Genomic DNA, 19,789 nt, shown 5'->3' with positions numbered 1-19,789 from the left:
CCGTCTCAGGCGTCGGGGTGGCCCGAGACGATGTCGACGCCCGACGAGGCACCGATACGGACCGCGCCCGCCTCGTGCATCGCCATCGCCTCCTCGTAGTCGCCGACGCCGCCCGACGCCTTCACGGGGAGGTACTCGCTCATCAGTTCGACGTCCGCGATGGTCGCGCCGCCGTCGGCGAAGCCGGTGGAGGTCTTGACCATCGCGGCGTCGGCGTCCGCGGCCGCCCGACACGCGCGGTGTTTCTCCTCGTCGGTGAGCAGCGCCGTCTCGATGATGACCTTCACCGGACACGGTGTCGAGGCGACGACCTCCTCGATGTCGTCGCGAACGGCGTCGTCGTCGCCCGCCTTCAACCGGCCGACGTTGACGACCATGTCCAGTTCGTCCGCGCCGTCGCGCCAGGCCTGCTCGGCCTCCTCGCGTTTGGCGACGGGGGCGTTCTGCCCGTGGGGGAAGCCGACGACGGTGGCGACGGTGACGTCGGTGTCGACGTCGGGGAGGAAACACGGCGGGATGCAGACGTTCATGCCGTACTCCTCGGCGTCGTCGACGACCGACTGGACGTCGGCGAGCGTCGTCTCCGGACCGAGAACGGTGTGGTCGATGCTGGCGGCGAACTCGTCGTAGTTCATACCCCCACCAGCGACTCGGGGTGCAAAACGATTAGCAAACCTTTCGAGGGAGTCCACAGACGGTGAGGTATGCTCCAGCTCTTGCCGTCGGGGTTCGCGCTCCCCTCGCTGCCGTACCTGCTGGTCGTCGCCGGCGGGGTGGCGCTGGCCCTGCTCTCGCTCGGGTTGGCACGGCCGGCCGTCCGGGAGACGACCGTCATCGCGCTGACACCGTGGATGGTCGTCGGGGCCGGCCTCTACGCGCTGTACCAGGTCGACGCCGTCCCCGACGCGATCGCACCGTTGTTCAGTTCGCCCATCGTCTACCTGAGCGTCTTCGCCATCCTCGGGTTCGTCTGGGGACTCGCCTCGCTCACCGGCGGGCCGGAGTTCGCCGCGATGGTGCTGGTGGTCGCCGGGTCGGGGCTGTTGCTCGCGGTCCTCGGGTTCGCGCTCGTCGTCGCCGTCACGAGCACCGGCCTGCACATCCTCTGGCCCGGCATCGGCGTTCTCGTCGCCGCCGTCGTCGCCGCGCTCGCGTGGGTGGTCCTCGGTCGGGTCGCCCCCGACGCGACGCGCATCACCGGCTCCGCGGGCGCACTCGTCGTGTTCGCCCACACGCTCGACGGCGTCTCGACGGCCGTCGGCATCGACCAGCTCGGGTTCGGCGAGCAGACGCCGCTGTCGGCCGCCATCATCTCGCTGGGCGAGGGGCTCCCGACCGAGTCGCTCCTCGGGACCGCCTGGCTGTTCGTGCTGTTGAAGCTCGCGCTCGCGATGGCCGTCGTCGTGTTCGTCGCGAGCTACGTCGAGGAGGAGCCTACCGAGGGGTTCCTGTTGCTCGCGCTCGTCGCCGCGGTCGGTCTCGGCCCCGGCGTCCACAACGTCGTCCTGTTCAGCATCTCGCCGGCCCAGCCCGCCGCGGCCGCGTTCGGAGGGACCGCGACCACCTCGCTCGCCTCGCTCGCACCGCTCGTCTCCCTCTCCGACGCGCCGCTCTCCGCACTCGCCTGACTCATGTCACCTGCTCCACTCGCACCCGTAGCGCTCGTCATCGAACCCGTGCTCTGGGTCCCCGTCGCCATGCTCGGGGGGTTCTTCGCCGCGCTCGTGATGGACGTCCCGATGAGCAGACTGGAAGAGGGGACGACCCCGCCGCTCGTCGCCGCGAGCGTCCTCTACGGCCAGCCGCCCACCAGACTCGACGCGGCGCAGGCCCGCTCCGTCCACTACATCGCCGGCATCTTCGCGGGCGTCCTCTACGCCGTCGTCGCGCTCGTCCTCGACGCGGTGCTCCCTGCAGGTGCGCTCGTCGCCGACGTCCCGGTGCTCCCGCACGTCCTGAGCGGTCTCGTGACCGGCGGGTTCCTCTACGCGTTCTTCGCGTTCGTCGTCCTGCCGCGCTACGGCGGCGGGAAGCGGACCGTCGGCGCGACGGTCCGGCGCTCGTGGGCGCTCTCGGTCGCCGTCTTCGTCGCCGCGTTACTCCTGTTCGTCCCGCTGTTCTCGTTCCTGTTCGCCTGAGGGCGGGAACGGCAGGTCGCCGGTCGTCTCCCGGCGCATCACGTCCCGGACGAACAGCCGACACTCGTCGAGGAGGTCGCCCTCGTCGTCGAACGTCCGGACCGTCGCGTCCCAGCGGTCGGCGACCGCACGGATCATCGCGCTCCGGACGCCCGTCTCGTGACAGAACAGCACCCGCTCGGGCGTCGCGAGCGACCGGTCTTCGAGCACCGCGCCGACCTCGATGCCCACACCGAGGTTGTCCGCGTCGAGGCGGACGACGAACAGCACGACGTTGCTCGCACGGGCGAACGCGACGCTCTGGGTGCCGGCGTCCATCTCGTCGAGCGGGACGTCGACGTCCGTCGCCAGGAAGGCGTTGAACCCCTCGTCGCGCAGGCCGTCGCGGACGCGTTCGAGGAACGCGAACGCCTCGGCGTTCTCCTCGACGTGGTGTTTGTACGGTCCCATGACGTAGACGAGAAAGCGGCGGTAGCGGGTCGGGGCGAGACCGTCGAGGAGTCGCTGGCGCATTCGTCCGCAGCTCTCGCCCACGCCAGTATAAGAATGCCGGCCGTTTCAGCGTTCGTTGACTCAAGAACCCTTAAACCGCCGGCGCGGGTAGAACGCAGTAGATACGGTCTACCGTGTCGACCACCATGTCCAGAGCCGAACGGTACGACGCGCCCGAACTCCCGCCCGAGAGTGTGCTGAGCCTCTCGGAGTACCTCGACATGCAGCGCGCTATCGGCGACGAGACGCGCTACCGCGTGCTCGCGGAGTTGCTCCGCGAGGGCGAGACGAGCGCCAGCTACCTCGCCGAGTCGCTCGACGTCCCCTCGAACCGACTGCACTACCACCTCGACCGTCTCGTCGAGGTGGGACTGGTCGCCAACCGAAAGCGCCGCGAGCGCGGCGCGGACGGACTCTACTCGTACTACGTCGCCACCGCCCTCGGGAAGGGCATCATGACCCACGGCGTCGGCGAACTCATCGCCGAGGAGCGCGAACTGCTCCAGCGCTACGGTTGACACCCGTGTCGACCGCACCGCTGGGGTTCCTGTTCGACCTCGACGAGACGCTCGTCACCTACGACCCGGAGCCAGCCGGCATCTTCGCCGCGACGTGTCGAGCGTGTGGCGTCGCGACCGACGACGACGACGACCTGCTCTCGACGTTCGGGACGGCCATCCGCGAGCACTCCACCGCGTTCCACCACGACCCGTTTCTCGCGGCGACGCGGCACCTCGTCGACACCCACGACCTGTCGGTCACCCCCGAGCGATTCACCCGGACGCTCCTCCGGACGGAACTCGACGCGATGGCCGTCCCCGACGGGGTTCGGGAGACGCTCACCACGCTCGGTCGCGACGCGCCGGTGGGCGTCGTCACCGGCGGTCACGGTCCCGTCCAGCGGCGGAAACTGGACCGGGCGGGGCTCTCCGGGGCGGTCGACCTCGTCGTCTCCCCCGTCGAGGCGCGGGCGTTCAAACCCGACCCGGCGTTGCTCCGACTCGCGGCCGACACGCTCCCCACGGACCGGTACGTCGTCGTCGGCGACAGCGTCGAGGGCGACCTCGAACCCGCGCTCGACCTGGGGTACGAGACGGTGCTGGTCGGGAGCGAGGACGACCGTGCGACCCACGTGCTCGACTCCCCGGCCGAGGTGCCGCGGCTGGTCGACCTGTTCGCTCGGGACCGCGTGCGCTGAGTGTCGCGGTCGGAGACGGGACGTTCGGACGGGAACGGAGCGTTCGGACGGAACCCGGCGTACTTTTCCCGCCGGCCGAAAAGGGGCGACCATGGCCAAACAGCCCCACATCCTCGCCGAGGAGGGCGACGTGACCGACATCGCGCTCATCCCCGGCGACCCGGGTCGCGTCGACCGCATCGCGGGTCACTGCGAGAACGTCGAGACCGTCGCGGAGAACCGCGAGTACAAACTCGTCAACGCCGAGTTCGAGGGTCGCGAACTCACCATCTGCTCGACCGGTATCGGCTGTCCCTCCGCGGCCATCGCCGTCGAGGAACTGTCGCGTATCGGGTGCGAGACGTTCATCCGCGTCGGCACGACCGGCGCGCTCCAGTCCGACATCGAGATCGGCGACATGGTCGTCGCCACCGGCGCGGCGAAGAACGAGGGCACCTCGAAACGGTACGAGTCCGTCGAGTTCCCGGCCGTCCCGGACTACGACGTGCTGACGAACCTGGTCGACGCCGCCGAGGCGAACGGTGAGGACGTGCACGTCGGCCCCATCGCCTCCGACGACGCCTACTACGCCGAGACCGACGAGTACGTGAAGGCGTGGGAGGACGGGGGCATCCTGAGCGTCGAGATGGAGGCGGCGACCGTGTTCACGCTCGCTCGCCGGAAGGGTCTGCGCGCGGGAGCCATCTGCACCGTCGACGGGAACCTCGTCGAGGGGACCCAGAAGGGCGAGACCGAGGGCGAGGAACTGCCCGAGAAGGCGAAGGACAACGTCGAACGCGCCATCGGCATCGCGCTGACGGCGACGACCGAACTGTAAGCGGTCACACCGTTCGGTCGGGACGCTCGTTTCGCTCTCCTCAGCCGCTCTCGTTCCCGACGACGCGAATCGTGACCGACTCGGTCGTGCCGTTCTCGTGGCTGTGGTTCCCGTCGTCCCACGCGGTGACGTCGAAGGTGTACTCGCCGGGAGGAGCCGACTCGCTCGCGGTGAACGCGAACGTCGCGTCCACGTCGGTCGGGGTGTCCCAGAGGTGGTACGGCGGGAGCGTGTCGACGCCGGCCGACGGCGACGGCGAGAGCGACGCCGCCTCGACGGTCACGGCGTCCCACTCGCCGGGCCACGACGAGACGTTCGTGCCTTCGGCGTGTAGTTCGCGGACGTCCTCGAAGGCGAACGACACCGAGACGCGCTCGCCGGGGGCGACGGTGTAGCCGTCGTTTTCGGACCCGGCGGACGCGGGCGCGTCGCCGACCCCCGACGTACAACCGGCGAGCAGGACACAACAGACGAGCAGTGCGTGGAGGGCACGGACCATACTCCCGACGATTCTGTCGACCGGTATACGCTTTCGGGTCGTGACCTCGCTCCGGGGAGCGAAACAGCAATACACGGTGGCCGTCGCACTCTGCGTATGCGCGGTGACCGGGTTCGCGACCTCCTGCGACGCGTTCGACGACGGGAGCGCCGCGAGTTGCGAGAGCTTCGGGTGTGGCTGGAGACGACGCGGAACCTCGTCCACGTCTCGGCGCTGGTGCTCGTCCCGCTGGTGGTGGCGCTGGTCACCGCCGTCTCGAACGTAGTGCCGGCGTTCTCGTTCCTGCTGTTCCCGCCGCTGGCGGCGGCGACGTACATGCTGTTCGCCGACCCGACGGGCCGGTACTCCTCGCCGGTGCAGTTCGTCGTCGGCCTGACGCTCGGGGCGGTCTGTGGACTGGTCGCGTTCCGTATCGGGGCGCTAGTGTACGCGCCCGACGGGACGGTCGTCCACGCCGGGAGCGCCGCTCTGGCCGTCTTCCTCACCGGGGCGTCGGCGTGGGCGCTCGACGTGGAGGTTCCACCGGCGTTCTCCTCGGCGCTGCTGGTGTTGGTCACCGACGGCGTGCCGGGGTCACGAGTGCTGTACGTGCTGAACATCGCCGTCGCCTCGGGCGTCGTCGCGCTCGTGTTCGTCTTCTGGCGGCGGCAGGTGTACAGCGAACGCGCACGCTACCTCTACCAGTCGACGAAAGGCGACGACCACGTGCTCGTCCCGTGGCGAGGGGACGAACCGGTAGCGACGGCGATGCTGGGCGCGCGTCTCGCGGCGGCCCACGACGCCGGGAAGGTCGTCCTCCTGGACCTCGTGGGCGACGCGGCGGTCGCAGACGCCGAACGCGAGGTCGAGACCACCCAGGGCGACGACGTGGCGACCGACGGCGGCCAGCGCGGACGGTCGGCCGACGACGCCGGTCGGGCCGAGGAGCGCGCGGCCGCCCGCGCCGCCACCGACCTCGAAGCGCGCGCCGCCGCCATCCGGACCGAGGTGGGCGTCCCCTGTGAGGTGGTCGTCGCGAGCGAGGGGCCGAACGCGGCGACGACGGTTCTCCAGACCGCCCGGAACACGAACTGCGACCTCATCGCCGCGCCCTACGAGACCCATCGCGGGTCGCTCTCGCCGTTCGTCCGCGAACTGTTCCGCGGCGAGGTCGACGTCCTCGTCCACCGTTCGTGTGACGGCCGGACCCGCTGGAAACACGTGATGGTTCCCGTCCGGAAGGCCGGCGACGTCGCCCACGAGATGCTCGACTTCGCGGCCCGCCTCTCGGGGCGGACCGGCCGGGTCGCGGTCTGTCACTGCATCGAGAGCGAGGAGAGCCGTCGCCACGCCGAGACGATGCTCCGGGACCTCGTCGAGACGGCGAACGCCGCCGTCGAGACCCGCATCTCGCGGGCGGACATCGCCGACTTCCTCGCGGTGAACGCCCGGAGCTACGACCTCGTCATCATGGGCGCGAGCCAGGACCGCTCTGCGGCCTCCCGGTTCATCACCCGCCCGACGTTCGAGCGGGTCCGGAGCCTGGACACCGACGTGGTCATCGTCGACCGGAACTTCCGGTTCTGACCCGGACGCGGACACTGTTTCACGCGGAGGCGGCGGTCCTCGGACGCACTGTTGCGGACCGTTGCACCTGTCGAACGGACGGTACGTCCCCCACGATTGATACTCACGGTCGGGCGACCGACGGTATGGAGTTCCGGTGGGAGGCGTTGACGCTGCGTGGGTCGGGCGGGCGAGTCGAACTCAGGTTGGTCCGGACCGCCGGGGCGGTCGAGGTGGCGATGGTCCCCTACGCGAACGCCGAGGAGGCGCGCTACGTCGTGGAGGTGCGCCGAGAACGCTCGGGTCGGTGGCGGACCGTCCGCACCGTCGGCAGCACCGACGACTACTCGACGGGCCTGGCGATGGTCGTCGACGCCGTCCTCGAAGTCGAACACGGGTCGCGCGTCTGCGGCGCGTGACCGACGGAAGTGTCGCGGAATCGAGTGGCACGGGACGGAGCCGTCGCAGAGAGAGGGCGGCGCAGACCGAGGGCAGGTCAGGCCGAGGGCGGGTCAGAACGGTCGGGGCCGTTCGCGGCCCGGACTCACTCCCGGAGGACGCGGGCGGCGATCTGTTCGGCGTCCCCGCCCGACGCCGAGAGCGCGAGGAGGTGGCCCCCCAGCACCGAGGGGCTGATGACGGTGTCCGCGCCGGCCCGTTTGAGCTTTCGCTGGTTGTCGGCGTCGGTCGCCGCCGCGACGATGCGGACCTCGGGGTTGAGCTCTCGGGCCGTGAGGATTGCGAGCGCGTCCTGCGCGTCGTCCTCGGTCGCGGCGATGAGCGACTGGGCGCGCTCGATGCCGACGGCGTGGAGGGGTGCTTCGCTGCTCGGGTCGCCGGTGTAGACGTCGATGCCCCGGTCGCGGAGCACGGTGGCGCGCTCGGGGTGGCGCGTGATGACGACGAACGGGACGTCCTCGCGGTCGAGCTCCGATACGATGGGTTCGGTCAGGTCGCTGAAGCCGACCACGATGACGTGGTCGTCCAGCAGTTCGAGTGATGAGTCGGTCATGGTTCCGAGGGCACTTGCGAAGCGGGCTTCGATGGCGGGACCGAGCAGGGTCCCCAGCGCGGCGGTGAAACTGGCGATGCCGACGACGAGGTACGTCAGCGTGAACAGGCGAGCGACCGTCGACGTCGTGGGGATGACGTCGCCGTAGCCGACGGTGCTGGCGGTGACGACGGCGAAGTACAGCGCGTCGACGGGGGCGGTGATGGCACCCTCAGAGAACTCCTCGCGGAGGAACCACGCGCCGGCGGTCCCGTAGGCGAGACTACCGACGAGCGCACCGAGCGCGGCCTGCTGGCTGGTCGACAGCCACTCCTCGCGGTCGAACGCCGACCGGTTGACGTAGACGCCCGGTATCGCCACGAGCGAGAGCACGACCAGCGGGACGGAGAGCGCGCTGACGAGCAACACGCCCTGGAGCGCCGACAGCGGCAGCAACACCAGTGCGAGGTACCACCCCGCCTCGAAGCGTTTCCGGAGCGCGTAGGCGGTGACGAGCAACAGGAACCCCGTCAGGACGGCGGTGAACGACACCGCCGCTCGGATGACCTGCGGAACGACGCCGACGACGCCCACCGAGAAGTCGAGGGACTCCAGGCCGATGGCGGCTAGGCCCGTGACGAACGAGAGGACGGCGGTGACGAACACCAACACGACGGCGAACCGGACCCGCAACAGGCGTGCCGTCGAGGGATGGTCGTCGGCCATACCGGTCGGTGGCCGTAGTGGTACAAAAGCCGCCCGTTCGCGGTCGGGCGGGGTCGAACGCCGAGCGACCCCTCGTGCGTCGGTTCGTCAACCCTTTGTCGGTCGGTTCCAAGCGACTGTCATGCCATCGCTCCCCGTCGAACTCCTTGTGGGCGTCTACCTCGGGCTGCTCACGGGCGTCATCCCGGCGCTCATCTCGTGGGTGCTGGGGTTCACCGTCCGCTACTTCACCGGCATCTCCATCCCCGGGTTCGGTGTGGTCGTCCTCGGTCTCGCCGTCGCGGGCGTCCAGGGTGGCCTGCTCGCGCTCCAGGACCCCGCCGTCCTCGGCGGTGGTGGGCGGGTCGTCGTCGCCATCGTCGTCATCGTGATGATGTCGCTGTACGCACACGCGAAGGGAGACGCGATGGGGACGACCTTCCCCAAGCGGGTGTCGTTCCGTGCCCTGCGCAACCGGACGCTCTCTTCGGACCTCGTCGAGCGTGTCGGCGGCGACGCACGGGTCCGCGTCCACGGCACCGTCGAGGATATCGAGGGGTTCCCACCGGCGAGCCACGACCTCCGGACGCGTGTCGCCGATTTCAGCGCGACGCTCCCCGCGGACCTCCCCGTCCGCGAGTTGGAGACGCGCTTCGCCGACCGGCTGCGCGGCGAGTTCGACCTCGCGGAGGTGTCGGTCGCCATCGACGAGCGTGGCCGGGCGACCGTCGGCGTGGCCCCGCCGCTATCGGGACTCTCGAAACGCGTCCCCGACGGCCACCGCGCGGTCACCGTCGAGACGCTCGTCCCGACCGGCCTCGCGCCGGGTGACGAAGTGACCGTCCGGACACCCGAGACGACCGTCGAGGCGACCGTGCTCGGGGTCCCGGTGGTGACACGAAGTGACGACGTCGAGGATGGGGACGGAGACGAGGCGGACACTCCGCAACGTCCGCCTTCGGTCGAGGCGGCCGGTGGCGCGGGACGAGTGACGCTCTCGGTCACCCGCTCGGACGCGCCGGCAGTCCTGGCGGCCGAGACGACGACGCTCGTCGTAGGAGCGCGCGGCCAACGCCGCGAGTTCGAACTGCTGTCGTTGCTGCGCCGGGCGGGGCGACGCGTCAGACGGGTCGCAGTCCTCGACGGCGACCTCGCGGGGACGACACTCGCGGAGGCCAGTGTGCGCGAGCGCTACGACGTGGCGGTGCTGGCGGTACGCCACGACGGTCACTGGCAGTTCGCACCGTCCGGCGAGACCCGACTGGAGACGGGCGACGAACTGTTCGCCGTCGGAACGGGAGCGGCGCTCGACCGCTTCGGTGAGGTGGTCGCGTGAGCGTTCCTCGCCACACGAGCGCCGCCCTCGGCGCACTCTCCTCGCAGGCGCAGTTGCAGGCCATCGCGAACGACCTCCTCGTCCCGCTGCTCGTCGGCGGGGGGCTGGTCGTCTTCGGGGCGCTCGTCGCCGGCGCGGTCGGCGGTCTCCACCGCTGGTACGCCCAGACACAGGTTCCCGACGGGCTATCCGTGCTCGCCGGTATCAGCGTCGTCGCCCTCGGGTTGAACACGAAGACGGCGCTCGGCGACGCGATGGTCAACCAGGACGGCCCGTTGCTCGAAGGACCGGTCGTGTTCAACGTCGGGACGTTCCTCGCGGCGACCGTCGTCGCCTTCCTCGCGGGGCGCGCAGGCGACCGCATCGCGCGGTCGGTGTTCGACGACGCCCCCGACGCCCGCGACATCGTTCGAGCGGTCGGCCGGCAGATCACCGTCATGCTCCCCGACACCGTCGACGACATCCCCGACCACGACCCGGTCGCCCCCGAGACGAGAGCACGGCTCGAAGGCGCGTCGTTCGGCTTCCCGCGTGGCCTCACCGTCGAGGAACTCCGAAGCCGACTCGTCGACCGGCTTCGCGACGACTACGAGGTCGGCCACGTCGACGTCGACCTCGCCCCCGACGGCACCGTCGAGTACCTCGCACTCGGTGGCCGGGCGGCAGGCATCGGGCCGACACTCCCGCCGGGCCACGCGGCGGTCGCCGTCCGGGCCGACCCCGCTACCGGCGCGAGTGCGGGCGACCTGGTCCAGGTGTGGGACCCGCCCGAACGGGTCGTCACCGGTGAACTCCGCGGGGTGTCCGAGGACGTGGCGACGCTCGCGCTCGACGACGCCGACGCGGCAGCCGTCGACGGCGAGACGAGCTATCGGCTGGTGACCCTCCCCGCGGAGGCGCGCGTCGACCGCGAGTTCGCCGCGCTGTTCCGGGCCGCCGAGGAGACGCTGGCCGTCGTCACCGTCAGCGAGGGCAGTCCGCTCGTCGGCCAGTCGGTCGGGACGCTCGCAGCGACGGTCGTCGCGGTCCGCCGAGCGGACGGCGGCGTGACGACGCTGCCCGAGCCGGCGACGACGGTCGCCGGCGGCGAGACGCTCTACGCCGTTGGTAGACCCGATGCGCTCCGGCGCCTGGAGACCAACGACGGCGTGCAGGTCGCGGCGACCCCGAGTGAGAACTGAGTCGCCGGGCCACGACGACAGAGACCGTCGACCGCGCTCGGAATCGGGAGGGTTCTTCTTTCCGCGACCGGTAGGCCGAGTATGCGCTGGAAGCTGTTCGCCAACCTCGCCGAGACGGCGGGCGAACGCGAAGTCGACGTCGACGTCGAAGCGGGGGCCACGTTCCGCGACGCCCTCGACGCCCTGTTCGAGACCCACCCCGAACTCCGCGAGGAGGTCACCGACGAGGAGGGGAACCTCCGCGACCACATCCGCGTCCTGCGGAACTCCCAGAACCCGTTCGTCGCCGACGCGGGCTACGAGACGACCCTGGAAGCGGGCGACGAACTCGCGATGTTCCCGCCGGTCTCCGGGGGCTGAGTCATCGACTCCGTCGCGGCGACGAGTCGAACCGGACGAACCGACGGACTACGTCTCGTCGCGACGGTCGAACCGAGGGCCGTAGATGCGCTCGAAGTTCGGCGCGTCGGAGTAGCGCGTTTCGGTCGGCACCGTCGAGTACGTCGTCGCGCGACCGACCCGGGCGCGTGACCGAGGGAGCGTCGAGAACGCCGTCGGGTTCCGCGAGTTGGGTCGTCCCACGCGGCCGACCCGTTCGTCCACGTCGGCGACCGCCGCGTCGATGCGGTCGTGAGCGTCGAGGATTTCTTCACGGGCGTCTTCGACGGCGTCGCTCACCGCCTTCTGGACGAGGAAGCGACGACCCTTGTCGGTCGTCGACAGCGACTTCGCGACTTCGATACCCGCATCGCGCTCTTTGGCGTCGTTGGCCGCTTCGACCGCTCGCTCCTCCTCGGTCTCCGGGTCGGCGGCGGCGGCGTCGTCCGTCTCGGGGCCGACGACTCGGTCGGCCAGGTCTCCGACGGTCTCGCTCAGGTCGCGGCTCTGTCGCCACCCCTCGCGAACGTCCGTCGCATCGAGGAGGGCAGGAGCGTCGAGGAACTCGGGGATGTTCTCGTAGGCGATGACCGAGCGGTAGTCGCCGGTCGAGAGCGCTTCGGGGACGCCCGACCAGTCGACGAGCATCAGGAGGCGTTCGGGATCGACTGCAGCGGCTATCGTCGCCGGGTCGACCGTCTCCAGGAGTGCCGCGAGCGTCCGGCGCACGTCGTCGAGTTCCGCGAGCGCTTCGTCGCCCGCTCGCTCGTCGCCCCCGACGGTCGACTGTAACAGCGCGACGATGGCCCGCCGAACGAGGCGTGCGATGGCCTGTGTCGTGTCGGCAGCCGTCGCTCCACCGTCGTCTGCGCCTGTGTCGGCGATAACATCGAGGGTCACGAGCTGTCGAGCATCGTAGTCGTCCGACGGGTATCAACAGCGACGTTGCGGGTGCCGAACGGTCGTGGTCGTCGAACCGGTGCGCCATCGGTGAGACTCGCGTGTGAGCAATGGAAGGGTTCTTGTGACTCGACAGTTCCACGTTGTGGTATGTCGTGGCTCGCGCGTGTCTCCGTCGAACGCCCGTACGTCCTCGGGTGGGTGCTGTTCGTCTGCTGGCTCAACGGGTGGCTGGTGACAGGCCTCGTCCACCTCGCGAAACCCCACTTCCCGCTGGTGCTCGTCGGCATGGGCATCCCGCGGACGCTGTACGCCAACACCGCGAGCGCCGTCGCGCTCGTCGTGTTCGTCCTCGCCGTCTACGCGCAGGTGTGGCTCCTGCGTCGCGCGCTCCCCCGTCTCGACTTCGGGAACGACACCCCGCGAACGCGACGGTACACCGCGTTCGCCGCGCTCGCACTCGTCGTCGCGGTGCCGTTCGTCACCGACGCGACGGGAATCGACCCGTACACCGTCGTCGTCCTCGGGTTCCCGCCGGTGCTGTTGCTCGTGGAGTTCCTCGTCATGGGGGTCGTTCGCGCGACCGGGGGCGAGCCACGGGCGAACGCGAGTTGAGACCGGTGGCGATGTGGACCCGCCCGAACCGCCACCGGTGACCGGCCCTACCAGTCGGTGAGGTCCGCGGCCATCACGAAGTCCGGTTCGTCGGAACTGCCCGCCCGAGCGAACGCCACGTCCGAGACGTGGTGGACCGTCTCGGGAATCAGCAGGCGCGTCTGGTCGGCGTCGAGGCTCGCGGCGTCGCGCTGGATGGCCGCGAACAGCGACCGCGCGTGGTCGACGTGTTCCCACGCGCCGACGCCGTACTCCGCCCACCGGACCTGTTCGCCGTCCTCGTTCGGCCGCTCGTAGGTTCGGGTCCGGAACGCCATGGCGGGGGTGCCCTGGTCCTGGACCGCGAACGTCCGCGTCTCGTCGCTCGCGCGCTGGAGGCGGTCGCGCGTGAGTTCCGACAGCGCCCACGACTCGTCCGTGTCGAGCGCGAGGCCCCGGAGGTGGTCGCGGGCGTGGGAGTCCTGCCAACACCGCCAGGTAGCGGCGGGGTCGTCGGTGACCTCGTGGTCGCTCTCGGCGTCGGCGTCGGGAGTGGGGTGCGCCCAGCGGAACTCGGTGGCGGCGTCGAACCCGGCCGCTCGCGACTGCCCCAGACCCGCCATGTTCCAGGAGAACACCATGTTCCGACAGACGGTCGCGCCGGCGTCGGCGGCCCACTCGAAGACGCCGTGGGTCAGGTCGAGGCTGACGCCGTGCCCGCGGTAGTCGGGGTTGACGCGCATCCCCTGTGCCCACGCCTCCTCGTCGCTCAGCAGGACGCCCTGGCAGATGCCGGCGACGTCCTCGCCGTCGTCCACGTCCAGGACGAACGTCCGCTGGTCGTCGCCGTCGGCCGCGATCCAGTCGTCGAAGATGTGGGGGATGTAGTCGCTGCCGCCGCGGTCGGCCCACGTGTCCTCGGTGAACGCGACGACGTGCTCCTTGTCCTCGGGACGGACCTGCCGGCGCTCGATGGTCGGGGTCACGTCCACGGCACCGAGCGCTCGGTCAGTTCACCCGCGAGTGGGCGACCCATCGCCGTCTCCGGGTCGTCCTCGTTCGCCAGCGCCCACATCAGTTTCACGAGCGCGGTCTCCGGGAGGAGGTCCTCCCCTTCGACGACGCCCGCGTCCAGCAGGTCCCGACCGGTGTCGTAGACGCGGTCACAGACTCGCCCCTCGACGCACTGACTGGTCATCACGACGGTCGTCCCGTCGTCGACCAGGTCCCCGATACGGTCGATGAAGTCGGTGTGGACGTGGCCCAGACCCGTTCCTTCGAGGACGACGCCCGCCTTCCCCTCCAGCACGTCGAGGAACTGTGGGTCCATCCCGGGGACGAACTTCAGCAGTTCGACGTCGGTCTCCAGGTCGTCGTGGAGCGCCACCTCGTGTTCGTCACGCTCGACGTGTGGGCGACGGAACGAGACGGTGACCTCCTCGCTGTCGACGCCGGCGTAGTCGGCCGTCCCGAGCGGTTCCGCACCGACGGTCTCGAAGGCGTCACGCCGGGAGGTGTGGTTCTTCCGCACGCGCGTGCCGCGATGCAGCGCACAGCGGTCGTCGGACTCGGTGGCGTGCATACAGACCATGACCTCCGCGCAGTCGGCCTTCGCGGCCTCGACCGCACAGACCGCGTTCATCACGTTGTCCGAGGAGGGACGGTCCGCCGAACGCTGCGAGCCGGTGAAGACGACGGGGACGGGCGTGTCGAGCATGAACGACAGCGCGCTGGCGGTGTACTGCATCGTGTCGGTGCCGTGCATGACGACGACGCCGTCGGCACCCGCTTCGACTTCCTCGTAGACCGCCCGGGCGAGGTCCTGCCAGACGTCGGGCGTCATGTTCTCCGAGAGGATGTTGGCGACGACCCGGCCGCGGTAGTTCGCCCGGCCCGCGAGGTCCGGAACGGCGCGAAGCACGTCCTCGGCGTCGAATTGAGCGGTGACCGCGCCGGTGCGGTAGTCGACGGTCGAGGCGATGGTGCCGCCCGTCGAGATGAGCGCGACGGTCGGCAGGTCGTCGTCGAACTCGACGGTCGAGGCGTCGTTCGTCTCGCTCTCACCGACGGCGAACACGTCGGTCTCCAGCACCTCGACGTCGCTGTGCTCGCGGGCGATGCCGACGTTGTAGCCGCCGTCGAGTTTGACGACGACCTCGGTGTCGGACGTGGAGGGCATCAGGATACCCTCGTACTCGGTGTCGCCGCGTTCGACGTGGACGCGGTCTCCGGGGTTCATACTGGCGGATTCCCGCCGCCCCGACTTCAAGCCGACGGTACCGGGGTGGCGACAGGTGTGCGACGACCGGTCGACGGACTGACCCTCACGGTCGTTCACGGGGCTACAGTCGTAGTGCTGTCACGGCCTGGCAGATGACCACCTAAAGCCCCGAGGCTCAGCACGTCGTGTCGCCGACCGTGGTCCATGCCGTGGCAAGACCTCGTGTTCACCGCCGGTTCGTTCATCGCCATCCTGACGCTCGCCCCGACGCTCACCGACGTCCGCTCGTCGGTTCCCCGCACGACGAGCGTGCCGAGCGCCCTCGTCGCGTTCGTCTACGCCGTCGCGTTCTTCAGTCTCGGGCTGGTGTTCTCGGCGCTCGGGTCGCTGGCGACGGGACTGCTCTGGAGCGCCATCGCCGCACGCTGTGCGACCGGGACGACCGCCGTCGACCGTTCGACGGTCGCCGAGTGGGCCGACTGACGGGCAAAAGAGCCATTGCCCCGGACGTCTGACGGGTCACCATGTCAAGTACCGACGAACTCCTCCGCGAGTTAGAGTCGGACGAGTCCTCCACCCGGTCGCCCTCGTCGGAACCCCCCGCCAGCGACACACGCCGTGCTCGGGCGAAGCGACGTGCCGTCGGTGTCTTCTCGCCGAAGAAGTTCCTCGCTGCGTTGCTGTTCGTGGCCGGTGGGATGCTCCTCGGGAGCGCCATCCCGCTGATTCCGGGCACCGGCTTCCTCGGCGTCGCGTTCGCGGCGTTCGTCTACGGTCTCGTCACCAGCGAACGACGCTACCTCGAAGCCGGCCTCGCCGGTGGCGTCGTCTCGGCGGTCGGGTTCCTGCTGCTCAACCTCACCACGTTCAGCATCGGCCTGTTCAACGGCTTCGGACCACAGCTAGCGCTGGCTATCGGTGCCGTCGGCTTCCTCGCCGGCGTCGTCGGCAACTACTTCGGCCGCGACCTCCGGGCCGGCCTCACCGCCGACATCGGCGAGTGAGCACGCCGAGTCGACGGTCATCCGGCGCGACCGGCGACGAACCGAGACACTCCCGGCGAGCCGACGGTATCGGTTCCCCGCACAAACTGCCTTAGCCGTCGGTAGCCAGTTGTCCCTGCATGAGTGCCGACGCCACATCGGGCGAAGAGTCGCCCACCGAAGTCGACGAGGAGGTCGCCGCCGAAGTCGCCGACGACGCCGACGCGCTCCTCTCGACGTTGCCGCACTACTACCGAGGCGAGGTCAGCCAGGCCAACAACACGCAGAGCCGTATCGACCAGACGACGAACTGGGCCATCACGCTGCTCGCCGCGTTGCTCTCCATCGCCTTCTCGTCGGCCGACATGCCCGCCTACCTGCTGCTGGTCGGAATCGCCATCCTCGGTATCTTCCTCGTCTACGAGATTCGTCGGTACCGATACTTCGACCTCCACAGAGCACGGGTTCGGTTCTTCGAGGAGAACGTCTTCGCGAACGCCCTCGACCCGACCGGCGTCGAGCACTCGGAGTGGCGCGAGGAGCTCGGTCGAGACCTCCGCTATCCACGGTTCAAGGTGTCGGTTCGCGAGACGCTGTCGCGCCGGGTCAAACGTATCTACGGGCTGTTGTTCGCGGTGCTCGGTGTCGCCTGGCTGGCGAAGATCGCACTGTTCTCGGGCATCGAGTGGACCGAAGCAGCACGGGTGCCTGGCGTTCCGGGCGTCGTCGTCGTCGCGTGCCTCGGGACGTTCTACCTCGGACTCGTCGTAATCGCGTTGTGGCCGACCGGTCGGGACGCGAAAGGCGAGATCCACGGCGAGCAGCTCGGCGAGTGGAAGACCGACCGAGAGTGAGTCCCTCGACCCGACTCACTCGACGAGCGACCAGCGCTCGCCGTCGGTGGAGACGACGCCGTGGTCGGCGAGTCGCTGGAGCGACTCCTCGGTCAGGTCCGGGGGCGCGTCGGCGCGGTGGGCGACCTCTCGGACGGTCTCCGCGCCGTTGGCGAGGGCGGCCAGCACCTCCGCGTAGAACCGGGCGTCCGCACCGCCCGGCGCACCGAGCGACGGGGTCTCGCCGACGCGGTCGGAGATGCCGTCCATCACCTCGGTCAGTCGACCCTGCACCCAGCGCTGGGCCATCGACAGCTCGCTCGACAGCCGTTCGAGTCGACGGAGTTCGCTGGCGAGTTCGGCGAGTTGGGCGGCCTCGTCGGGCGTCGAGCACTCGATGGTGAGGTACTGACACCGCGACATGTCGAGGCCGCGACTGGCGGGGTACGCCGACTTCGCGCCGAAGGCGTACGGCGAGACGTTCACCTCCAGACGGAGGTTCCGGGCGATGGAGAAGTACTTGCGCCGCTGGTCGTCGACGCGCGACTCGACGAGTCCGGCCTCTTCGAGCCGTCTGAGGTGGTCGATGACGGCTTTCGGGCTGACCCCGAGGTACTCGCTGATCTCGGTGACGTAACAGGGCTTCCGAGCGAGCAGTCTGAGGATGCGCCGACGGTTCTCGTTGCCGAGTAAATCCAGCAACGCCGCGGAGTCCATTACCCGAGGTTAGTCGTTCGAAGGTATAACGGTGGCGCACCACGGTCTCGGTCGGTGACCGCTCGAAGCGAGTCGGGACCGGTGGGCCGAGTCACAACCCCTCGGAGGGCAGCGTCACTGCGGGCCGGCGAGAGCGGTGGTGTCCTCGGTCGACGTCTCGTTCGAAGACACCTCGATGGTGGGGCCGTCGACCTCGCCGTCCTGGTCGACGCCGACCCCGCCCTCGACGGACGGCCCGTCGCTGCTGCCGTCGTTCGCGTCACCGCCCGCGTCGCCGTTACCGACGTCGACACCGTCCCCGCCGCTACCGGACGGCGGTGCACCGTCGCCACCACCGGAGTTCCCGTCGCTCGCGTCGCCCGCGTCGGACCCACCGTTCGGGTCGACGGGGACCGGCGGGTCGCCGCCGGGGGCCGCCTCGCCGCCCAGGTCGACGTCGTCACCGACGTCCAGCACCGGCGGAATCGGTGGCTCACCGAGGCCGCGGACGTTCTCGCGGAGGTCGGTCAGGCCGGGAGGGGTGGTCCCCGTCCGGTCGGCGACCGACTCGACGTCCGCGACGCCGCGTTCGAGGGCGTCGACGCGGGCGTTGGCGGCACTCTGTGCGACGGTTCCGCGAGCGCCCCGACTGTCGCGAGCGCTCTCGACGGACTGCCGGACCGCTGCCAGCCGTTTCGAGAGGCGGTCGGCGCGCTGGTCGAGGAGGCGCTGGCGGACCGTCTCGTTGGGGGCGTTCGCCACCGCCGCGGCGAACATCCCGCGGTCGACCTCACCGCTCGCCTCGACGGAACTCACCTGCATGAACGAGGAGATGTCGGTCCCGAGGCTGGTGTTGTTCGAGTCGTTGGCGGGTGGCGAGACGACTCCGCTCGTCGGTGCGGCGAGCACGACGAGCGCCAACACGGACACTACGGAGACCCACTGCCGGTTCATCGAGTGGTACTGTCGCTCCCGTGGTCAAAAGGGCTACACTCCGTTCGGACCGTTCAGACCGTCCATCGAGGGCGAAAGGACCCGATAAACGGTCTACGGGACGTCTCGGTCGGCGGTCGGGGGGCCGGCAGAATCGGCCTCGTAGCGGTCGAACGCGCGCGATGCGAGTGCAACAGTCAGTATCGTCGTCAGGACGGTCAGCACAGGGAGTGCCAGACCGGGGTCGTAGCGGAGCGGCGGGTAGATGTCACACCGACCGAGCGGCGACCCGAGGACACAGCCGACCGTCTCGGCCAACCCGTAGTCGACGAAGTCGCCGACGAGCATGACGACGAGTGCGAACGCCAGCGCACCGCGAGTGGTCCGGCCGAAGTGCGGGAGCAGGTACGCCTCGGCGAGGAACGCGAGGTGGGTGAGGATGATGCCGAAGTACGCCCACACCTCGGGGAAGTACAGCGAGAACCGGAGGTTGAGCGCCAGTACGGTCCACAGACCGGTCTTGACGAGCAGTGCGAACGAGAGGGTGTGGAGGTACGCCAACGGCAGGTTAATCGGTGCCTCACGCAGTCGTCGGCCGAGGTTCGGCAACAGCGTCGCGATGGAGAGCGTCGCGACGAAGACGGCGGTCGGCGAGTCGGCGTACAGCGGCCAGGCGAACGTCTCGACGGCGGGCATCGACGCGACGTAGTACCGGACGCCCACGAGGACGGCCGCGACGTTCGCCACCAGCAACCAGACGAGACTCGGCGTGTTCGAGAGGTAGTACTCCGCCCACCGCTCGGGTATCATACCCTTCAACGCGCGGGGGCCGGTGAAAGCCGTGTCGTCTGGGGGTGAGGCCATCGAACCCGCCGGCAGCCACCGGTGGTCTCGAAGCCGCTGTTCGCACGCCGACAAGAGCGTTGCGGGGAAGCTTTATGCTACACAATGACAAACATACAATTCGTACCGATGTTCGAACAGTTCTCCGGCGGATACTATCTCGGGCGGCTCTACGTCGAGCCGTACGAGGGTGACAGACCGGCGATGAGCCGGCTCGACCACGAACAGGTGACGCGACAGCTCTACGCTGACGGGACCACACCGGCCCCTTCCGACCCCATCGCCGACGGCCAGCGACCGCTCGTGATGAAACTCGGTGCCCGACACCTCGCGGTGCGTGGTCGTGACGAGGTCCCAGAACGGACGCTCGCCGTCCCGTTCGACCTCACGGACGACGGCGGCACCTACCCCGACCTCCGGGAGGTGTTGCTCGCGAAAGCGCCCCACGCCGAACAGCTCATCGAGCTGGGCGCTCCCGTCGGTATTTAACCCCCCGCTCCCACGTC

General features: G+C 69.6%; 25 protein-coding genes. 15 read left to right on the top strand and 10 right to left on the bottom strand.

Annotation, left to right across the window (positions count from 1 at the left end; translation table 11 throughout):
• Positions 1-5 precede the first annotated feature (5 nt).
• Positions 6-635 (bottom strand): deoxyribose-phosphate aldolase, encoded by a 630-nt coding sequence (gene deoC / locus M1L36_RS15920; RefSeq protein ID WP_250874728.1) that lies wholly within the window; start codon positions 633-635, stop codon positions 6-8.
• Positions 636-704: 69 nt separating this feature from the next.
• Between deoC and M1L36_RS15915 the strand changes: the two genes are divergently transcribed.
• Both M1L36_RS15915 and M1L36_RS15910 read left to right on the top strand, forming a co-directional pair.
• Positions 705-1,628 carry a DUF63 family protein gene (locus M1L36_RS15915; protein WP_250874727.1) on the top strand — a complete coding sequence of 308 codons (924 nt, stop codon included), beginning with the start codon at positions 705-707 and terminating at the stop codon, positions 1,626-1,628.
• Between the two features lie 3 nt (positions 1,629-1,631).
• A complete protein-coding gene (locus tag M1L36_RS15910; RefSeq protein ID WP_250874726.1) occupies positions 1,632-2,138 on the top strand; it encodes a hypothetical protein in 507 nt (168 codons plus the stop codon).
• On the opposite strand, the gene M1L36_RS15905 is transcribed toward M1L36_RS15910, so the two are convergent.
• Positions 2,097-2,651 (bottom strand): DUF7509 family protein, encoded by a 555-nt coding sequence (locus M1L36_RS15905; RefSeq protein WP_250874725.1) that lies wholly within the window; start codon positions 2,649-2,651, stop codon positions 2,097-2,099. The genes M1L36_RS15910 and M1L36_RS15905 overlap by 42 nt on opposite strands.
• Before the next feature lie 125 nt (positions 2,652-2,776).
• On the opposite strand from M1L36_RS15905, the gene M1L36_RS15900 reads away from it, so the two are divergent.
• The 3 genes from M1L36_RS15900 (at position 2,777) to M1L36_RS15890 (ending at position 4,645) form a co-directional block, all read left to right on the top strand.
• Positions 2,777-3,148 carry a winged helix-turn-helix domain-containing protein gene (locus M1L36_RS15900; RefSeq protein ID WP_250874724.1) on the top strand — a complete coding sequence of 124 codons (372 nt, stop codon included), beginning with the start codon at positions 2,777-2,779 and terminating at the stop codon, positions 3,146-3,148.
• Between the two features lie 5 nt (positions 3,149-3,153).
• Positions 3,154-3,828, top strand: coding sequence for an HAD family hydrolase (locus tag M1L36_RS15895; RefSeq protein ID WP_250874723.1), 675 nt, complete (start codon positions 3,154-3,156; stop codon positions 3,826-3,828).
• 91 nt (positions 3,829-3,919) lie between these two features.
• Positions 3,920-4,645, top strand: coding sequence for a guanosine phosphorylase (locus tag M1L36_RS15890; protein WP_250874722.1), 726 nt, complete (start codon positions 3,920-3,922; stop codon positions 4,643-4,645).
• A 40-nt stretch (positions 4,646-4,685) separates the two neighbouring features.
• On the opposite strand, the gene M1L36_RS15885 is transcribed toward M1L36_RS15890, so the two are convergent.
• On the bottom strand, positions 4,686-5,144 hold the full coding sequence (locus tag M1L36_RS15885; RefSeq protein WP_250874721.1) for a COG1361 family protein: 459 nt from the start codon (positions 5,142-5,144) through the stop codon (positions 4,686-4,688).
• A 96-nt stretch (positions 5,145-5,240) separates the two neighbouring features.
• Here M1L36_RS15885 and M1L36_RS15880 point away from each other — a divergent pair, with 96 nt between their 5' ends.
• Positions 5,241-6,710 carry an HPP family protein gene (locus M1L36_RS15880; protein ID WP_250874720.1) on the top strand — a complete coding sequence of 490 codons (1,470 nt, stop codon included), beginning with the start codon at positions 5,241-5,243 and terminating at the stop codon, positions 6,708-6,710.
• A gap of 125 nt (positions 6,711-6,835) precedes the next feature.
• Positions 6,836-7,108, top strand: a complete 273-nt coding sequence (locus M1L36_RS15875; protein WP_250874719.1) for a hypothetical protein — start codon at positions 6,836-6,838, stop codon at positions 7,106-7,108.
• A gap of 125 nt (positions 7,109-7,233) precedes the next feature.
• On the opposite strand, the gene M1L36_RS15870 is transcribed toward M1L36_RS15875, so the two are convergent.
• Positions 7,234-8,406 carry an NAD-binding protein gene (locus M1L36_RS15870; protein ID WP_250874718.1) on the bottom strand — a complete coding sequence of 391 codons (1,173 nt, stop codon included), beginning with the start codon at positions 8,404-8,406 and terminating at the stop codon, positions 7,234-7,236.
• 121 nt (positions 8,407-8,527) lie between these two features.
• On the opposite strand from M1L36_RS15870, the gene M1L36_RS15865 reads away from it, so the two are divergent.
• The 3 genes from M1L36_RS15865 (at position 8,528) to M1L36_RS15855 (ending at position 11,262) form a co-directional block, all read left to right on the top strand.
• Positions 8,528-9,721 (top strand): DUF8167 domain-containing protein, encoded by a 1,194-nt coding sequence (locus M1L36_RS15865; protein WP_250874717.1) that lies wholly within the window; start codon positions 8,528-8,530, stop codon positions 9,719-9,721.
• Positions 9,718-10,902: a cation:proton antiporter regulatory subunit gene (locus tag M1L36_RS21690; protein ID WP_250874716.1), complete on the top strand. Its 1,185-nt coding sequence runs from the start codon at positions 9,718-9,720 to the stop codon at positions 10,900-10,902. The genes M1L36_RS15865 and M1L36_RS21690 overlap by 4 nt, the downstream gene beginning before the upstream one ends.
• An 81-nt stretch (positions 10,903-10,983) precedes the next feature.
• Complete coding sequence (locus M1L36_RS15855) at positions 10,984-11,262, top strand: ubiquitin-like small modifier protein 1 (protein ID WP_250874715.1); 279 nt, start codon at positions 10,984-10,986, stop codon at positions 11,260-11,262.
• A 48-nt stretch (positions 11,263-11,310) separates the two neighbouring features.
• Here M1L36_RS15855 and M1L36_RS15850 read toward each other — a convergent pair whose 3' ends face one another.
• Entirely contained in the window at positions 11,311-12,180 is an 870-nt protein-coding gene (locus M1L36_RS15850) for an ELKS/Rab6-interacting/CAST family protein (RefSeq protein ID WP_250874714.1), read from the bottom strand.
• A gap of 150 nt (positions 12,181-12,330) precedes the next feature.
• On the opposite strand from M1L36_RS15850, the gene M1L36_RS15845 reads away from it, so the two are divergent.
• Positions 12,331-12,795: a hypothetical protein gene (locus M1L36_RS15845; protein ID WP_250874713.1), complete on the top strand. Its 465-nt coding sequence runs from the start codon at positions 12,331-12,333 to the stop codon at positions 12,793-12,795.
• A 47-nt stretch (positions 12,796-12,842) separates the two neighbouring features.
• Here M1L36_RS15845 and M1L36_RS15840 read toward each other — a convergent pair whose 3' ends face one another.
• Together M1L36_RS15840 and gatD are read right to left on the bottom strand one after the other, a co-directional pair.
• A complete protein-coding gene (locus tag M1L36_RS15840; RefSeq protein WP_379820474.1) occupies positions 12,843-13,760 on the bottom strand; it encodes a GNAT family N-acetyltransferase in 918 nt (305 codons plus the stop codon).
• Positions 13,757-15,013 carry a Glu-tRNA(Gln) amidotransferase subunit GatD gene (gene gatD, locus M1L36_RS15835; protein WP_250874711.1) on the bottom strand — a complete coding sequence of 419 codons (1,257 nt, stop codon included), beginning with the start codon at positions 15,011-15,013 and terminating at the stop codon, positions 13,757-13,759. The genes M1L36_RS15840 and gatD overlap by 4 nt, the downstream gene beginning before the upstream one ends.
• A gap of 186 nt (positions 15,014-15,199) precedes the next feature.
• On the opposite strand from gatD, the gene M1L36_RS15830 reads away from it, so the two are divergent.
• The 3 genes from M1L36_RS15830 to M1L36_RS15820 all read left to right on the top strand — a co-directional run bounded on the left by M1L36_RS15830 (position 15,200) and on the right by M1L36_RS15820 (position 16,832).
• Positions 15,200-15,478, top strand: a complete 279-nt coding sequence (locus tag M1L36_RS15830; RefSeq protein ID WP_250874710.1) for a hypothetical protein — start codon at positions 15,200-15,202, stop codon at positions 15,476-15,478.
• Positions 15,479-15,519: 41 nt separating this feature from the next.
• Positions 15,520-15,999, top strand: a complete 480-nt coding sequence (locus M1L36_RS15825) for a DUF8526 domain-containing protein (protein ID WP_250874709.1) — start codon at positions 15,520-15,522, stop codon at positions 15,997-15,999.
• Between the two features lie 119 nt (positions 16,000-16,118).
• The gene (locus tag M1L36_RS15820) at positions 16,119-16,832 is read left to right on the top strand and encodes a DUF2270 domain-containing protein (RefSeq protein ID WP_250874708.1); all 714 of its coding nucleotides are present in this window, start codon (positions 16,119-16,121) and stop codon (positions 16,830-16,832) included.
• Between the two features lie 15 nt (positions 16,833-16,847).
• On the opposite strand, the gene M1L36_RS15815 is transcribed toward M1L36_RS15820, so the two are convergent.
• From M1L36_RS15815 to M1L36_RS15805, 3 genes are all read right to left on the bottom strand, one after another.
• On the bottom strand, positions 16,848-17,528 hold the full coding sequence (locus tag M1L36_RS15815) for an ArsR/SmtB family transcription factor (protein WP_250874707.1): 681 nt from the start codon (positions 17,526-17,528) through the stop codon (positions 16,848-16,850).
• Positions 17,529-17,642: 114 nt separating this feature from the next.
• The gene (locus tag M1L36_RS15810; RefSeq protein WP_250874706.1) at positions 17,643-18,461 is read right to left on the bottom strand and encodes a hypothetical protein; all 819 of its coding nucleotides are present in this window, start codon (positions 18,459-18,461) and stop codon (positions 17,643-17,645) included.
• A 93-nt stretch (positions 18,462-18,554) separates the two neighbouring features.
• A complete protein-coding gene (locus M1L36_RS15805) occupies positions 18,555-19,250 on the bottom strand; it encodes a DUF1405 domain-containing protein (RefSeq protein ID WP_250874705.1) in 696 nt (231 codons plus the stop codon).
• Between the two features lie 162 nt (positions 19,251-19,412).
• Between M1L36_RS15805 and M1L36_RS15800 the strand changes: the two genes are divergently transcribed.
• A complete protein-coding gene (locus tag M1L36_RS15800; RefSeq protein WP_250875581.1) occupies positions 19,413-19,772 on the top strand; it encodes a DUF5802 family protein in 360 nt (119 codons plus the stop codon).
• Positions 19,773-19,789: the final 17 nt, after the last annotated feature.

The sequence above is a fragment of the Halomarina rubra genome, assembly GCF_023699475.1.
Lineage (GTDB): Archaea > Halobacteriota > Halobacteria > Halobacteriales > Haloarculaceae > Halomarina > Halomarina rubra.
Note: the sequence above shows the minus strand (reverse complement) of the source record. Positions and strands in the feature narration are given on the sequence as shown.

What these genes read in the sequence shown, in the direction of transcription:
- deoC (WP_250874728.1), bottom strand. Translation starts at nt 635, where the DNA reads ATGAACTACGACGAGTTCGCCGCCAGCATCGACCACACCGTTCTCGGT.
- M1L36_RS15915 (WP_250874727.1), top strand. Translation starts at nt 705, where the DNA reads ATGCTCCAGCTCTTGCCGTCGGGGTTCGCGCTCCCCTCGCTGCCGTAC.
- M1L36_RS15910 (WP_250874726.1), top strand. Translation starts at nt 1,632, where the DNA reads ATGTCACCTGCTCCACTCGCACCCGTAGCGCTCGTCATCGAACCCGTG.
- M1L36_RS15905 (WP_250874725.1), bottom strand. Translation starts at nt 2,651, where the DNA reads ATGCGCCAGCGACTCCTCGACGGTCTCGCCCCGACCCGCTACCGCCGC.
- M1L36_RS15900 (WP_250874724.1), top strand. Translation starts at nt 2,777, where the DNA reads ATGTCCAGAGCCGAACGGTACGACGCGCCCGAACTCCCGCCCGAGAGT.
- M1L36_RS15890 (WP_250874722.1), top strand. Translation starts at nt 3,920, where the DNA reads ATGGCCAAACAGCCCCACATCCTCGCCGAGGAGGGCGACGTGACCGAC.
- M1L36_RS15885 (WP_250874721.1), bottom strand. Translation starts at nt 5,144, where the DNA reads ATGGTCCGTGCCCTCCACGCACTGCTCGTCTGTTGTGTCCTGCTCGCC.
- M1L36_RS15880 (WP_250874720.1), top strand. Translation starts at nt 5,241, where the DNA reads ATGCGCGGTGACCGGGTTCGCGACCTCCTGCGACGCGTTCGACGACGG.
- M1L36_RS15875 (WP_250874719.1), top strand. Translation starts at nt 6,836, where the DNA reads ATGGAGTTCCGGTGGGAGGCGTTGACGCTGCGTGGGTCGGGCGGGCGA.
- M1L36_RS15870 (WP_250874718.1), bottom strand. Translation starts at nt 8,406, where the DNA reads ATGGCCGACGACCATCCCTCGACGGCACGCCTGTTGCGGGTCCGGTTC.
- M1L36_RS15865 (WP_250874717.1), top strand. Translation starts at nt 8,528, where the DNA reads ATGCCATCGCTCCCCGTCGAACTCCTTGTGGGCGTCTACCTCGGGCTG.
- M1L36_RS15855 (WP_250874715.1), top strand. Translation starts at nt 10,984, where the DNA reads ATGCGCTGGAAGCTGTTCGCCAACCTCGCCGAGACGGCGGGCGAACGC.
- M1L36_RS15845 (WP_250874713.1), top strand. Translation starts at nt 12,331, where the DNA reads ATGTCGTGGCTCGCGCGTGTCTCCGTCGAACGCCCGTACGTCCTCGGG.
- gatD (WP_250874711.1), bottom strand. Translation starts at nt 15,013, where the DNA reads ATGAACCCCGGAGACCGCGTCCACGTCGAACGCGGCGACACCGAGTAC.
- M1L36_RS15830 (WP_250874710.1), top strand. Translation starts at nt 15,200, where the DNA reads ATGCCGTGGCAAGACCTCGTGTTCACCGCCGGTTCGTTCATCGCCATC.
- M1L36_RS15825 (WP_250874709.1), top strand. Translation starts at nt 15,520, where the DNA reads ATGTCAAGTACCGACGAACTCCTCCGCGAGTTAGAGTCGGACGAGTCC.
- M1L36_RS15820 (WP_250874708.1), top strand. Translation starts at nt 16,119, where the DNA reads ATGAGTGCCGACGCCACATCGGGCGAAGAGTCGCCCACCGAAGTCGAC.
- M1L36_RS15815 (WP_250874707.1), bottom strand. Translation starts at nt 17,528, where the DNA reads ATGGACTCCGCGGCGTTGCTGGATTTACTCGGCAACGAGAACCGTCGG.
- M1L36_RS15810 (WP_250874706.1), bottom strand. Translation starts at nt 18,461, where the DNA reads ATGAACCGGCAGTGGGTCTCCGTAGTGTCCGTGTTGGCGCTCGTCGTG.
- M1L36_RS15805 (WP_250874705.1), bottom strand. Translation starts at nt 19,250, where the DNA reads ATGATACCCGAGCGGTGGGCGGAGTACTACCTCTCGAACACGCCGAGT.
- M1L36_RS15800 (WP_250875581.1), top strand. Translation starts at nt 19,413, where the DNA reads ATGTTCGAACAGTTCTCCGGCGGATACTATCTCGGGCGGCTCTACGTC.